The following is a 13,169-nucleotide window of genomic DNA, read 5'->3' on the forward strand; positions in this document are numbered from 1 at the left end:
GCTACCCGTCATCTATCCGGCGCGCCCCCAGCTCGTTCTGCAGCAACTCCAGCGCCACCTCTTCCGGATCCCGACGCGGGGTCGACTCGTCGTCGCGGCCGGCTTCGGCAAGCATGCTCTCCTCTTCGTCTCGCCGGGTGGATTCCACCGATTCGATTGCGGGAGCGGGCTGTTCGACTTTAGGATGCAACGGCTTCACCTCGGCCGCGGCAGAGCCCCCAACCTCGCACCGCACCCGCCAATCAACCCCTAGCGCATCTTTGAGCGCGTCGGCGATGACGTCGGCGTTGCGCTGTTCGGACAGCCGCTTGGCTAGCGGCGCCGAATCATGGGTCAGCACCAGAGTGTTGTCCTCGACCGCTCGCACGGTGGCGCCGGCCAACATCACTTCGGTGGTGCGGCTGCGCTGACGCACCTTGTCGCGGACCGTGGGCCACATGGTCCGCACCGCGGCGGAGTCGAGTTCGCCAGGGGCAGTAGGGGATTCCGCCGGTGGCGGCGGTGGTGCAGGCGTGGGCGTGGATTTCGGCTCGGCGGCCACTGCCTTGCGAGGCGGCGGGGTTGGCGCAGCCGACGGCGTGGCCGCTGAGGCCGGCGCCCCCGGTATCGACATGTCCAGCCTGGTCTCGATCCGTTCGACGCGTTGCAGCAGCGCGGACTCCGCGTCACTGGCCGACGGCAGCAGTAGTCGCGCGCAGACGACTTCGAGCAGCAGGCGCGGCGCCGTCGCACCGCGCATCTCGCCCAGCCCGGCCTGGACTACCTCGGCGTATCGCGTCAGCGTCGCCGGACCGATTCGGGCCGCCTGCTCCCGCATCCGGTCCAGCACGTCCTCCGGCGCATCCACCACGCCGCGCGATGCGGCGTCGGGAACCGCTTGCAGCACAATGAGATCGCGGAATCGCTCCAACAGATCGGTGGCGAACCGACGAGGGTCGTGGCCCGCGTCGATCACCGATTCGATAGCACCGAACAGCGCCGTGGCATCCGCGGCCGCGAGGGCGTCGACGGCATGATCGATGAGTGCGACATCGGTGGCACCCAGGAGCCCCAGCGCCCGTTGATAGCTCACCCGACCGCCCTCAGAACCGGCCACCAGCTGGTCGAGCACCGAGAGTGTGTCGCGCGGCGACCCCCCACCGGCACGAATCACCAGCGGATAGACCGCATCGTCGACCACCACGCCCTCCTGCTCGCAGATCCGCCCGATCAGTGCGCGCATGGTACGGGGTGTCAACAGCCGGAACGGGTAGTGATGGGTGCGCGATCGGATGGTCGGGAGCACTTTTTCCGGCTCGGTGGTCGCGAAGATGAAGATGAGGTGTTCGGGTGGTTCCTCCACGATCTTGAGCAGCGCGTTGAATCCCGCGGTGGTGACCATGTGTGCCTCGTCGACGATGAACACCCGGTAGCGCGACTGCGCCGGCGCGTAGAACGCGCGGTCCCGCAGCTCACGGGTGTCGTCCACGCCACCGTGGCTGGCGGCGTCGAGTTCGACGACGTCGATGCTGCCGGGCGCGTTCGGCGCCAGCGCTTGGCACGATTCGCACACCCCGCACGGGTTGGCCGTGGGCCCCTGGGCACAATTCAACGACCGCGCCAGGATGCGCGCCGACGATGTCTTTCCGCAGCCACGCGGCCCGGAGAACAGGTAGGCGTGGTTAATCCGGCCCGCTTGTAGGGCGACGGACAGCGGCTCAGTGACGTGCTCCTGCCCCACCACCTCGGCGAAGGTTGCCGGTCGGTATTTGCGGTAGAGGGCCACGGTCAGCCAGGCTACCGACGCGGGCTGACGCGGGCAGCAGCGCAGCCCTCCGATGCGTTGACTCTGCGCCCACGGTGGGGCCCACTCGCACTTTGTCGCCCTAGCCGCAGAGTCAACGCGATGAAGTGGCGTCAGCGGCAACGCATCGGTCGCCTGGCCGCTCAAGGATTTTCCAAGGATCCCAAGAGGCGCCTTGCGCAACGTGGGGGCTGTCATTCAGCACCACCGCCCCCAGCCAAGGAAATCGAACGATGCAAGAACTAGCACTCGCGTTAGCGCCCGAGCAGACCGTCCAGCACGACGAAACACCGGTCGATGTCCGTGAAACGATGCGGCGTTTGCCGGCTTTGCTTCAGCTGCCGTTGACATATCTGACCGGCAAGGCCCACACCGGTCAGCACGGCCCCAAGCTCACTCCCACCTTCCATTTGGCAACAGCTCTGGGATCGCTCGCAATCGGGCTCATTTTCAGCGCGGTCGCGTGGTCCGGCCCGAATCTGCTGCTGCTGGTCCTGGGCTGGGCGGTCACATTGCACGGCATGCGGAATCTGCGCATGCTGATTTTTCACCAGTGCGCCCACCGCAACATGTGGGGTAAGGCCCGTGCGGATCGCCTCGTCGGGCGAATCATCGCCGCCGGCCTAGTCGTGCAAAGCTTTCAGCGCTACAGCAGCGAGCACATCAGCGACCATCACGCCGCGCGACACATGACGCTGCATGACCCCACCGTCCAGGCGATGCTGGTTACCCTGCGGCTGCGACCGGGCATGACCCGGCAGCAAATGTGGCGGCAGATTATTGCCCTGCTGTGCTCGCCGGTGTTCCACGCGCGATTCGCCCGGGCGCGGGTGCGGTCCTATGTGCACGGCGCGACACCCGCCGAGCGTCGAGTGGCACTGTCGGGTTACCTCCTGCTGGCAGCGCTTCTCACGCTGCTGCACGGCTGGATGTTCTTCCTCGTCGCGTGGGCATTGCCGCTGTTCTTCTTCTTCCAGATCAGCAACGTGCTGCGGTTATGCGTGGAACACACTTTTCCCGCCAAGGGCGTTGAAGTTCGCCGCGGCCGCGCCTACATGGCCGGGCTGAGCAATGCGATCTTCCTCGGCGAGCCGGTGCCGGGCTACGAGCTCACCGGTGTTCGCCGTGCCTACGCATGGCTGCGTTGGGCGCTGCGGATGGCGCTGATCCACTTCCCCAGCCGCTACCTGGTGCTCACCGGCGACACCGTCGTCCACGACTACCACCACCGCTCCCCGATGAGCCGCGAATGGGCCGGCTACTTGTTCGCCCGGCAACGTGACCTCGAGGCTGGCCACCCCGGGTGGCCGCCGTACCGCGAAGTCTGGGGCCTCATCCCCGCCATCAACCTCGTGCTCGACTCCCTCGCGAGCGCGGACGCCGACGAATTCGATCCAGACCGCCTCGCCGACATCAGCGATCGCGAGCTGTTCGCCGCCTTCGACGACTGACCCCCGTCCCACCCCCACATACGACCGATCCAAGCGCCCGAAAGGCAGAACACCATGAACAACACCACCACCAACACCGATGCCGCGCCACGCGTCGTCATCCTCGGTGTCGCAGCCAGCGACGCGCACGCGGTCGCCAACCAGCTCATCGCGATGATGCTGCGCCAGAAAGGTTTCGTCGTCATCAACCTCGGGGTCTGCACCCCACTCGAGGAGTTCGCCGAGGCCTACCACGCGTACCCACACGCAGAGGCAGTCCTCATCGGCAGCCTCAATGGCCACGCTTATGAGGACCTCAAAGCGCTGCCGCAACTACGGTCGGCCGGACAACTCGCATGCCCGATCATCGTCGGCGGCAACCTTTCGGTGGGCAGCCACAAGAGTGCGGACACCGCCAATCGGCTGCTGGATCTTGGCGTCGACCACATTCTTGAGGACGCAAACGAGCTGGGCGCCCTGCTAGACCACCTGGCCGGCGAACGCAACACCCAAGACCTCGGCGAACGACAGACCCGACCCACGCTGGCTACGGTCGGCTCATGACGCGCCAGGGATTGCTCGATCTGACCGTCGACGAAACACTCGACTTGCCCGACCTCCCCGAGGTAATCGAATACCTCCGAGGCTCCACCAAGGCCAGTGCCCACACCGTCCTGCGTGCCGCGGCCGACACTGGCATCCCCGCGTTGCAACCCCGGTGCGGCGTCGGCGGTCACGACGAAATGCGTTCGTTGCTCCAACAACTCGAAGCCGGTGCGGCACCGGACCTGCTGCCGGTCACCATCGACGCGCACACGCGCCTCCGGCACTTCGACGTCGCGGCTGCAACGCTGCAGACGTCGCCCACCAACCTCAACGGCTATCCCCTGGTCAGCCACGGGTGGGAACGCGGCCGCGAACTGAACGCATGCGTGCAGGCGCCGCTGGAGATCCGTCACGGCTCACCCGACGCCCGCGACCTCTTCGCGGTAGCCATCGCCTCGGGCATCACGTCGTTCGAAGGCGGCGGAATCGCCTACAACCTGCCGTACTGCAAGGACGTTCCACTGCCGGTTTCACTCGAGGCCTGGCGAGAGGTCGACGCGGCGTGCGGAACCCTGGCCCGGGCCGGGGTGATCGTCGATCGCGAGCTCTTCGGAACACTCACCGCGGTGCTCGTGCCGCCCTCTCTCAGCCTGGCCATCACGTTGCTGGAGGCGATCCTCGCGGCCCGCGAGGGCGTCCGCTGCGTGTCCATCGCATATCCCCAAGGTGGGGCACTAGCTCAAGATGTCGCGGCACTGCGCGCGATTCCACGTCTCGCACGCCGATACCTGCCGCCCACTGTCGAGGTCTTCGGAGTGCTTCACCAATTCATGGGCGTGTTCCCGCGCGCGCGTGACAAAGCGGACGCTCTCATCCTCTACGGCGGCCTGACCGGGCGCCTCGGGGGCGCCGCGAAGATCATCACGAAGACCAACCAAGAGGCTTACGGGATCCCCGACGTCGAGGCCAACATCGCCGGCATCCGTACCACCCGTCTGGCCACCTCCGACCTGCTTGACTTCGTGCGAGTCGACCAAGAGCAGGTCGAAGAGGAGCAGCAGTGGATCGAAAGCGAGGTCGACGAGCTGGTCCAGCCGATCCTGGCCGCCGGCGACACGGCCGCCGCGATCGCGCAAGCGTTCGCCGCCGGGACCCTCGACATCCCATTCAGCGCAAGCATCCACGCCCACTCCCAAGTCACCCCCCAACGCGACGGGACCGGTGCCATCCGCTATCTGCAGGCTGGCGCACTGCCGTTCGGTCGATCCACGCTGCAACGCCACGCTCGGCTGCTTGGCACCCGTCCGGGGCACCACAACGCGCCTTCCGAGGCGATCACGTCCATGCTCCGCGACATCAACTACTTCGCCGACCACAGCGACAAGTCATGACTGCGCAGATCGCTACCGGCACGACAACCGCCGGGCGCGCGGGAGTAGACGCCGTTCCGGCGCCGCTTCTCATGCTCGCCGGAATGGTGAGCACGCAACTGGGTGCGGCGTTCGCCAAGCAGCTGTTCGGCACGGCCGGCCCTGCGGCGATGACCCTGATGCGGCTGGGCTTCGCGGCCGTCGTGCTGATGCTGTGGTGGCGGCCCTCACTTCGCCTGGACCGCCGTACCGCGGGCGCCGTCGCCGCGTTCGGCGTGGCTATCGCGGGCATGAACCTGTGCTTCTACCTGGCCATGGCACGCATGCCGGTCGGTGTGGCCCTGACGTTGGGCATGGCCGGTCCCCTCGCCGTCGCCGCGCTGTCCTCAAGGCGGGCCAAGGACCGGCTGTGGGTCGTGATCGCGGCGAGTGGTATCGCGCTGCTCGGCTGGCAGGGTGGGGCGGCCGGCCTGACCGGTCTACTGATCGCCCTTGCCTGCGCGGTCTTCTGGGGGGCATATGTGCCCCTCTCGGCGAAGGTCGGGGCGATGCTGCCCGGCGGCGGTGGCCTGGCACTCGCCATGGCCTTCGGTACCCTGTGCTCGCTGCCCGCCGGACTGGCCCACGGCGGGCAAGCGCTCACCCGGCCCGACGTACTCGCCTTTGGATTCGGCGTCGCGATGCTGTCGTCCCTCGTTCCTTACACCTGCGAGATAGAGACGCTGCGGCGGGTGTCTGCGCTGGTCTTCGGGGTTCTGCTGAGTCTGGAACCCGCGATCGGCGCCCTGGTCGCGCTCGCGGTCCTGCACGAAATCCTCTCCCCGGCTCAGCTGCTGGGCCTCGCCGCCGTCGTGACGGCGTCGATCGGCGTCATCCTCAACACCTGGCCGGCCCGGCAAAACCCCACCTCCACCGAAGGACCCGAACCGAAAGGCACCCTACGCAAATGATCGACACAGGCAGCAAGGCAGCGTTGGCAGGCAGCCCCGAGGGCCGACACCAGCTCAAGGAACTCCTCGACACGGCCCTTGGCGCCCTCGATGACGCCGCGGTCAAACGCGGCGGCCCCGTCACCCCCGGCGGACCCGAGGCGGCCAAGGCCGCGGTCCAGCAGGCTCTGGGCGGCGGCACTTTCCTCACCAAGGAACCCAGCGCCCAGCGGGTCACCGACCTCTTCCAGGCGTACGCGACGTGGGCGGTCGACCTCACCCATCCGTCCGCGGTAGCCCGCATGCAGTGTGCGCCCACCGCCGCGGCCGCCGCTGCCGAACTAGTAGCGGGCGTACTCAACCAGTCGCTGCACGCTTGGGAGAGCGGCCCCTTCGCGCTCGAACTGGAGCGGCAGCTCATCGCTGAGATGGCCTCCTGGGTCGGCTACGGCCCCCACGCATCCGGAACCCTCACCCCCGGTGGCAGCATCTCCAACCTGATGGGGCTGCTTTTGGCCAGGGACCATGCCCTTCAGGAGGCAGACGATGCGGGCCCTGGCTCCGGTGCGGTGTCCCGGGCCGGCCTCTCCGGACGACCAATCCGCCCCCGCATCCTCTGCTCCGCGGCCGCCCACTTCTCCGTCGCACGCGCTGCCGCATTCCTCGGCCTCGGCCGGAACGCCGTGCTCACCGTGCCGGTTGATGAGCGAGGCCGCATGCTCGCCGGAGAGGCGCGGCGGATCCTCGCCGGCCTGGCCGCCGATGAGGTTCCGGTAGCGCTGGTCGCGACGGCCGGCACCACCGACCACGGCTCGTTCGACCCGCTGCCCGATCTCGCGGCGCTGGCCACCGAGTACCGGATGTGGCTGCATGTCGACGCGGCGTACGGGATCGGCGCGCTGTTCTCGCGGCAGCTCGCATCGCTGCTCGACGGACTCGCCGAAGCTGATTCGATCGCGTTCGACCTACACAAGTTCGGCTGGACCCCGGCTTCATCCAGCGTGCTCCTCGTGCGCGATCGGCGACACATGAACTGTCTCGACGAACAGGCCGTCTACCTCAACCCGTCCGACGACGAGGCCGCCGGCTTCACCTCTCTGCTTAGCACCTCTTTGCAGACCACCCGCCGCTCTGACGCCTTGAAGATCGCGGCCACGCTGCTGACAGTCGGCCGCGCAGGCATGGGCGCCTGGGTGGACGCCTGCCACGAACAGGCACAGCATGCCGCGGCCCGGATCGCCGCAACCGACGCCCTTGCCCTGGTGGCAGAGCCCATCCTCAGTACGGTGATCTTCCGCTGCCGGAGCACGGACGCGGCCGCGGTCGAGGACGAGGACGCGTGGAACTCGGCTATCCGCAGGAAACTGATGACCGACGGCCGGGCACTGCTCGCCCGCACCAAAATCACCGGTCCGGACGGCACGCCGCAGGTCCACCTGAAACTAGTCTTCCTCAACCCCACAACGACCACGAACGACATCGACGAGCTCCTGACGGACATCGCAACCGCCGCCCGCGAACTGGCGGCCACGTCGGCGTAAAACGGCCGATCGGCTCAGCGTCTACCAACGGCCCAATACCGCACCCGCGGCTCGAGTGCTTCGATGTTCTTCGATGTTCTTCGATGTTCTTCGGCCCAAACGATTCCGATGCCGGCGCGCCGGAGTCGATGCGAAATGGCTTCGTGTGCATCGCTCGATGCTGCCGGCTGATGCGTAATCCCTTCCAGCACAAGGATTCAGCGAAAGCAATTCAAGGATCTTGCAAGAGATCATCCAGTCCGCATGCGCATGCTAGGTCCAGCATCAGTGCAACGGAAAGGACGACCAATGCCCCTTATTGGTTCCATCATCAACGCGGCGACAAGCTGGGAGTTCCTCACCTGGATCATATTGTGGGTCATCTTGTTGCCCGTGGAAGCGCTCATTCCGCGATTCCGCTACGACTCGACGAAAGAACCCCTGTGGCAGCGGGTACGGCGGAACATCGCCGTGGGGTGCATCTACCGCCTGGTGGCCCTTCCGATCGCGATCACACCCGTCGTGCTGGCCGCATCGCACATCTCGTTTTGGCACCGCCCGTCGTGGATGGGCGGCATCGCGTTCATGATCATCGATTTCATCATTTTGGACTTCGGCCAGTACGCAATGCACTTGGTGTTCCACAGGTCGAAGTACCTGTGGATGTATCACATGGTCCACCACCTGGATCAGCACTTGGACGCGACAACCGGCGGCCGTGCGCATTTCGTTGAGCATGCGATCCTGGCGTGGGTGTCCGCGGCGGCAGTGTTGATCTTCGCGATCCCGCTGCGTTCGGTGATGATTTGGCAGACGATGACGTTCTTCTTCGTCTTGTATTTACACGTCAACGTGCAAGTCGGGCAGCGGGTGCAACGCCGGATCAGCCGCCTGTTCTGCACCCCGGCGTTCCACGACATCCACCACGGGCGCGACATCGAATACACCGACTCCAACTACGGGTTCGTGCTGACGATCTGGGACTATCTCTTCAAGACGTACTCGACGATGACGCGGCCCGAGGGCTTCTCGAACGGCCTGGACAGCCACGGCGACTATTCGGCCGCCGAGCTGACGCTGAATCCGATGTTTCGACGGGGGAGACCCTTTCGGGAGGTCGAGAGCGTAGCGCGGGCAACCGAGCCGGAGCCCGCGCTGGTGTGAAAGGTCCGTCCTGGGCCCCGTGGACAGGGGGTCTGGGCGCGGGCCGGCGCCCGGCCTCAGCGCCCGGTCGGCGCCGCGGCGAGTCCCCGATTGAGCAAGAACTCGGAAGCCGCCAGCAGCGCGCAGGTCGCCAACCCGTCGACCGCGTTGCGCAGGTCCGCCAGCGGCGGAAAGGTGGGCGCGATCCGGATGTTTTTGTCGTCCGGATCCTTGCGGTACGGGAACGACGCACCCGCCTCGGTGACCGCGATGCCGGCGTCTTTGGCCAGAGCGACGGTCCGGCGCGCCGTGCCGGGCAGCACGTCAAGGTTGACGAAGTAGCCGCCCTTGGGCTCGTTCCAAGAGGCGATCTTCGAGTCGCTGAGCCGCTTATCCAGAATCTCGAGCACCGCGGCAAATTTGGGCGCCAATATCTGCTGGTGGCGCAGCATGTGCAGGCGCACCCCGTCGGCGTCGCCGAAGAGCTGCAGGTGCCGCAGCTGGTTTACCTTGTCCGGTCCGATCGACTTCTTCGCCGCGTACTGCAGGTACCAGGCGATGTTCCCCAGCGACCCGCCGAAGAAACTGACCCCGGCCCCAGCGAAGGTGATTTTCGAGGTGGACCCGAAGACATACGGACGGTGCGGGTTGCCGGCCTTGGCGGCCAGCCCAAGGACATCGACCTGGCGGACGAAGTCATGGGTCAGTGTGTGCACCGCGTACGCGTTGTCCCAGAACAAACGGAAGTCGGGCGCGGCGGTGCGCATTTGGACGAGCCGGCGCACGGTTTCCCACGAGTAGGTGATGCCGGTGGGATTGCCGAACACGGGCACCGTCCACATCCCCTTGATGGCCGGGTCGACGGCCACCAGCTCCTCGATCAGGTCGACGTCGGGTCCGTCGTCGAGCATCGGCACCCGGATCATCTCGATGCCCATCGTCTCGGTGATGGCAAAGTGCCGGTCGTAGCCCGGGACCGGGCACAAGAACTTGACGCCCTCCGGCTCGTTAATCCAGGGGCGCGGCGAGTCGACGCCTCCGTGCAGCAGCGAGAAGACGACGACATCGTGCATCAACTCCAGGCTGGAGTTGTTCCCGGCGATCAGGTTCTGCACCGGAATGCCGAGCAGCTCACCGAAGATCGCTCGCAACCCGGGAAGTCCATGCAGGCCGCCGTAGTTGCGGGTATCGGTGCCCTCCTCGTCGCGGTAATTCTCTGCGGGCAGGCTCAGCAGCTGGTTGGACAGGTCGAGCTGCTGGGCAGACGGTTTGCCGCGGGTCAGATCCAAGGCCAGCTTCATGGCCTGCAGCTCCGCGTAGTTTTGCTGGTTACGCGCGTGCACGGCCGCCAGCTCCTCGGGGCTGAGCGAATCGAACGACACCATAGCTTTGCGGGGGCCTTTCGCCGTCCAAGAGTGGGTCAAAGAGGGGACCCCGCGCACCCGACAGAGCCCATTGACCCTTGCTGCCTTCCGGCCCTGGGGGAGTTCACAGGATAGACGCCGCGCGGGGTCCATCGGCGAGTGTAGTACCTGCGCCGGGGGGCCCGGACGTGGCCGCGGGACCCCTGGGCGGCGTCAGCCGCTACCATGGCGGCGGAGGATTCGCCTAGTGGCCTATGGCGCTCGCCTGGAACGCGGGTTGGGTTAACAGCCCTCGCGGGTTCAAATCCCGCATCCTCCGCAATTGGTCGCCCTCTTTCGAGGCGCGGACAGCCACGTTGCGGCTCGGTTGCCTTAGGCTGGCCCGAGCTCACAGCATGAGGAGGCGTATGGGGCGCAAGGTCGCGGTCCTGTGGCAGGCGTCGTTTTCGGTCGCTGCCGGCGTCCTCTACTTCTATTTCGTGCTGCCGCGCTGGCCCGAGCTGATGGGCGACACTACGCATGGGCTGGGGACGACCCTTCGGATCGTGACGGGTGTGCTGTTCGGTCTGACCGCGCTGCCGGTGGTGTTCACGCTGCTGCGCACCCGAAAGCCGGAGCTGGGCACTCCCCAGCTGGCCCTGACCATCAGGACCTGGTCGATCGTCGCGGACGTGCTGGCCGGGGTGTTGATCGTGGGCACCGCGATCAGCGAGATCTGGCTCAGCCTCGATACGGCCGGACAGTGGCTGTTCGCGATCTATGGAGCCGCGGCTGCGATCGCCCTGCTCGGGTTCGCCGCGTTCTATCTGTCGTTTGTCGCCGAGATGCCGCCGCCTCCGCCCAAACCGCTCAAGCCGAAGAAAGCAAAAGAACGGCGGATCCGTCGCAGGAAGGGCCGCAAGAGCGAGGACGCCGACGAGACCGAGGGGACCGACGAGCCCGAGGAGACCCCCGACGATGCGGCCGAAGAAGGCGACGACGACGCTGCGGAGGTCGAGGCCGAAACGGTCGAGGCCGACACCAGCGAGGCCGAGACGGTCGAGGCCGACCAGGCCCCGGAGCCCGAGACCGAAGGCGCTCCGGTGACGCAGGAAGCCCCCACGCCCACAGAGACCAAAGCGGCCAAGGAAGTCGAGGACTCCGAAGCCACCAAGGTCGCCGACGAGCCCAGGGCCGGGCTGCGTAACCGCCGCCCCACCGGCAAGACGTCGCATCGGCGCCGGCGCCCGCGAGGCGGCGTCGCGGTGGAGGAATAGCGACCGGCTAGACGAGGACGACCGGGATGTCGGTGTTCTCGTCGGTGTAATAGCTCGCGCAGACCCGGTGGTAGCCGTCGGCGATCTGCAACGGAACACCGGTCGCATAGTCGCCGCGGATCAGCAGGATCGGCGAAAGCGACTGCTTCTTCTTGATTTTGGCCAAATCGGCGGCCACATGCGGATTATCGGACGGCAGCAGACTCAGTTGTGCCGCCCGCAAAATGTCTTTTGCAAACTTGTGCACAACCGTTCCCGCACGCAGCTTGTCGGTCAGCTGTTTGACGATGTGTGGCTCCGCGAGCAAGTCCAGATAGTCGCCGGCCGCCGGAAAATCATGGGCCTCAGGCGCTTCCAACCATCTCACTTTCGCCATCGGGTGTCTCCTTCACCGCTTGACGGGGTCTGCCCCGCATTTATTGGGATCGGTAGCAACTTGAGCGGACTGTACTTGCTCCCATGCCGGACGCCAACGGGGCGACGCATGAACGGAAGGAAATCCAGTGAAACGAGTTCTCGTGGGTGCGATCGCAACCCTGGGCTGCGCATCGGCGCTGGTGGCCTGCTCGAGCGGCAGCCACAGCGCGGGCCCGGCCAGTGTCGCCACCGGCAGCGGGGGCACCCAGGTCAAGGTCGGTGGCACCGACCTGCCAGGCCTCAACCCGGCTTCGGTGACCTGTGTCAAGCAGGCCGGCAAGATCGACATCGGCAGCGGTTCCACCGGTGGCCAGCAGCAGGCGCTGGCTGTGGTGATGACCGACGAGCCCACGCCGACCGTCGAGTCGCTGGCGCTTGTTGTCGACGGCAACGCCCTGTCGGTCGCCAACAACATGGGACAAAAGGTGGGTTCGGCCACCGTAGCGGTGGACGGCAAGACCTACACCATCACCGGTCAGGCGCAGGGTGCCGACTTGAAGAACCCCATGGCCGGCATGATCACCAAGGACTTCAACATCAAGGTGACATGCGGCTGATCTGTCGGTCTCCGGGCGGCGGGCGTGCCTCACTCACGCGTCCGCCGCACCGGTCGGCACAACGGATTTATTATGCAGCAGTGCCGATCCCCGACGAACTGGAGCGCGCTCGTCGCATGACGTTCGCCGCCGACGAGGTCGCGGCGCGGGACCTGCTGCTGTCCCTGGTACCGCAGATCGAGCACGCCGACCGGGACGATTTCTTGTTGGAAGTCTTGGCGCAGCTGGGCGAAATCTACCTGTTGCGCGGCGCGAATGACGGGGTGCAAGAGTCGATCCGACGCATTCGAGATTGTTTGGCAGTCTACTTGGCGATCCGCGCGGGGACGATGCCCGAGGCGGCCGGCCAGGTGCGGATGTCCAACACCGAAGTCGACCGCATGGTCCGCCGATATTCGCGGCGCGCACAGTTTTTGGAAATCGGCTTGGCCGCAGCACTGGGCGATCACGAGGGCGCCAACAACGGGCTGCGCACGCTGGCCGCCCCGGACGATGACGCCTTGCCCGGCCTCGCCGCCGAACACGCGTACCTGCTCACCCACGCGCGAATCCGGTGTGCGATCGCACTCTGCGACGACGACCTGCACGTGAGGTCTATCCCGTTGTGGCAGACGGTAATAGACGCCATCGACCGTGCGGAGGAAGTCTCCGAAGCCACCGACTACCTCCGAGTTACCGGCGCCGCCGCGTACGGCAGATTCTGCGTGGAGACGGGCCGGCTGACCGAGGCCGAGCCCTGGCTGCGTCGCGCCGGAGCCAGGGCGCAGGCGAACGGATGGGAACTGGCCAGCGCCAGAACACAACTAGAGCGGGCCGCGGCGTGCTGGTCGGCGGGTGATCGCTGGGCAACGGAG

Annotated in this window: 11 protein-coding genes, 1 tRNA gene, 1 other RNA gene and 1 pseudogene; 10 read left to right on the plus strand and 4 right to left on the minus strand. The window is 66.5% G+C overall.

What is annotated here, in order from left to right; genetic code table 11:
• Position 1 precedes the first annotated feature (1 nt).
• The gene (locus tag JO236_RS13375) at positions 2-1,765 is read right to left on the minus strand and encodes a DNA polymerase III subunits gamma/tau (protein WP_293330693.1); all 1,764 of its coding nucleotides are present in this window, start codon (positions 1,763-1,765) and stop codon (positions 2-4) included.
• Positions 1,766-2,016: 251 nt separating this feature from the next.
• On the opposite strand from JO236_RS13375, the gene JO236_RS13380 reads away from it, so the two are divergent.
• The 6 genes from JO236_RS13380 to JO236_RS13405 all read left to right on the plus strand — a co-directional run bounded on the left by JO236_RS13380 (position 2,017) and on the right by JO236_RS13405 (position 8,742).
• Positions 2,017-3,234 (plus strand): fatty acid desaturase, encoded by a 1,218-nt coding sequence (locus JO236_RS13380; RefSeq protein ID WP_293330696.1) that lies wholly within the window; start codon positions 2,017-2,019, stop codon positions 3,232-3,234.
• Between the two features lie 54 nt (positions 3,235-3,288).
• Positions 3,289-3,777 (plus strand): cobalamin-dependent protein, encoded by a 489-nt coding sequence (locus tag JO236_RS13385; RefSeq protein ID WP_293330699.1) that lies wholly within the window; start codon positions 3,289-3,291, stop codon positions 3,775-3,777.
• Positions 3,774-5,150 (plus strand): hypothetical protein, encoded by a 1,377-nt coding sequence (locus JO236_RS13390; RefSeq protein WP_293330702.1) that lies wholly within the window; start codon positions 3,774-3,776, stop codon positions 5,148-5,150. The genes JO236_RS13385 and JO236_RS13390 overlap by 4 nt, the downstream gene beginning before the upstream one ends.
• A complete protein-coding gene (locus JO236_RS13395; RefSeq protein ID WP_293330704.1) occupies positions 5,147-6,079 on the plus strand; it encodes an EamA family transporter in 933 nt (310 codons plus the stop codon). The genes JO236_RS13390 and JO236_RS13395 overlap by 4 nt, the downstream gene beginning before the upstream one ends.
• A complete protein-coding gene (locus JO236_RS13400) occupies positions 6,076-7,599 on the plus strand; it encodes a pyridoxal phosphate-dependent decarboxylase family protein (RefSeq protein WP_293330706.1) in 1,524 nt (507 codons plus the stop codon). The genes JO236_RS13395 and JO236_RS13400 overlap by 4 nt, the downstream gene beginning before the upstream one ends.
• Positions 7,600-7,887: 288 nt before the next feature.
• A complete protein-coding gene (locus JO236_RS13405; protein ID WP_293330708.1) occupies positions 7,888-8,742 on the plus strand; it encodes a sterol desaturase family protein in 855 nt (284 codons plus the stop codon).
• Between the two features lie 56 nt (positions 8,743-8,798).
• Here JO236_RS13405 and JO236_RS13410 read toward each other — a convergent pair whose 3' ends face one another.
• Both JO236_RS13410 and ffs read right to left on the minus strand, forming a co-directional pair.
• Positions 8,799-10,103, minus strand: coding sequence for an aminotransferase class I/II-fold pyridoxal phosphate-dependent enzyme (locus JO236_RS13410; protein WP_293330730.1), 1,305 nt, complete (start codon positions 10,101-10,103; stop codon positions 8,799-8,801).
• 40 nt (positions 10,104-10,143) lie between these two features.
• Positions 10,144-10,240: signal recognition particle sRNA small type (gene ffs / locus JO236_RS13415), an RNA gene on the minus strand.
• A 78-nt stretch (positions 10,241-10,318) separates the two neighbouring features.
• On the opposite strand from ffs, the gene JO236_RS13420 reads away from it, so the two are divergent.
• Together JO236_RS13420 and JO236_RS13425 are read left to right on the plus strand one after the other, a co-directional pair.
• Positions 10,319-10,404, plus strand: a tRNA-Ser gene (locus tag JO236_RS13420).
• Positions 10,405-10,492: 88 nt separating this feature from the next.
• On the plus strand, positions 10,493-11,341 hold the full coding sequence (locus tag JO236_RS13425) for a hypothetical protein (protein ID WP_293330732.1): 849 nt from the start codon (positions 10,493-10,495) through the stop codon (positions 11,339-11,341).
• 7 nt (positions 11,342-11,348) lie between these two features.
• On the opposite strand, the gene JO236_RS13430 is transcribed toward JO236_RS13425, so the two are convergent.
• Positions 11,349-11,717, minus strand: a complete 369-nt coding sequence (locus tag JO236_RS13430; protein WP_293330710.1) for a hypothetical protein — start codon at positions 11,715-11,717, stop codon at positions 11,349-11,351.
• A gap of 160 nt (positions 11,718-11,877) precedes the next feature.
• On the opposite strand from JO236_RS13430, the gene JO236_RS13435 reads away from it, so the two are divergent.
• Complete coding sequence (locus JO236_RS13435; RefSeq protein WP_293330734.1) at positions 11,878-12,315, plus strand: lipoprotein LpqH; 438 nt, start codon at positions 11,878-11,880, stop codon at positions 12,313-12,315.
• Positions 12,316-12,395: 80 nt separating this feature from the next.
• Positions 12,396-13,169: pseudogene (locus JO236_RS13440) on the plus strand (hypothetical protein); the annotation flags it as partial.

The organism is Mycobacterium sp., from assembly GCF_019247635.1.
GTDB lineage: Bacteria > Actinomycetota > Actinomycetes > Mycobacteriales > Mycobacteriaceae > Mycobacterium.

Coding starts and splice junctions, on each gene's coding strand:
- JO236_RS13425 (WP_293330732.1), top strand. CDS start 10,493: ATGGGGCGCAAGGTCGCGGTCCTGTGGCAGGCGTCGTTTTCGGTCGCT.
- JO236_RS13405 (WP_293330708.1), top strand. CDS start 7,888: ATGCCCCTTATTGGTTCCATCATCAACGCGGCGACAAGCTGGGAGTTC.
- JO236_RS13400 (WP_293330706.1), top strand. CDS start 6,076: ATGATCGACACAGGCAGCAAGGCAGCGTTGGCAGGCAGCCCCGAGGGC.
- JO236_RS13385 (WP_293330699.1), top strand. CDS start 3,289: ATGAACAACACCACCACCAACACCGATGCCGCGCCACGCGTCGTCATC.
- JO236_RS13390 (WP_293330702.1), top strand. CDS start 3,774: ATGACGCGCCAGGGATTGCTCGATCTGACCGTCGACGAAACACTCGAC.
- JO236_RS13430 (WP_293330710.1), bottom strand. CDS start 11,717: ATGGCGAAAGTGAGATGGTTGGAAGCGCCTGAGGCCCATGATTTTCCG.
- JO236_RS13395 (WP_293330704.1), top strand. CDS start 5,147: ATGACTGCGCAGATCGCTACCGGCACGACAACCGCCGGGCGCGCGGGA.
- JO236_RS13380 (WP_293330696.1), top strand. CDS start 2,017: ATGCAAGAACTAGCACTCGCGTTAGCGCCCGAGCAGACCGTCCAGCAC.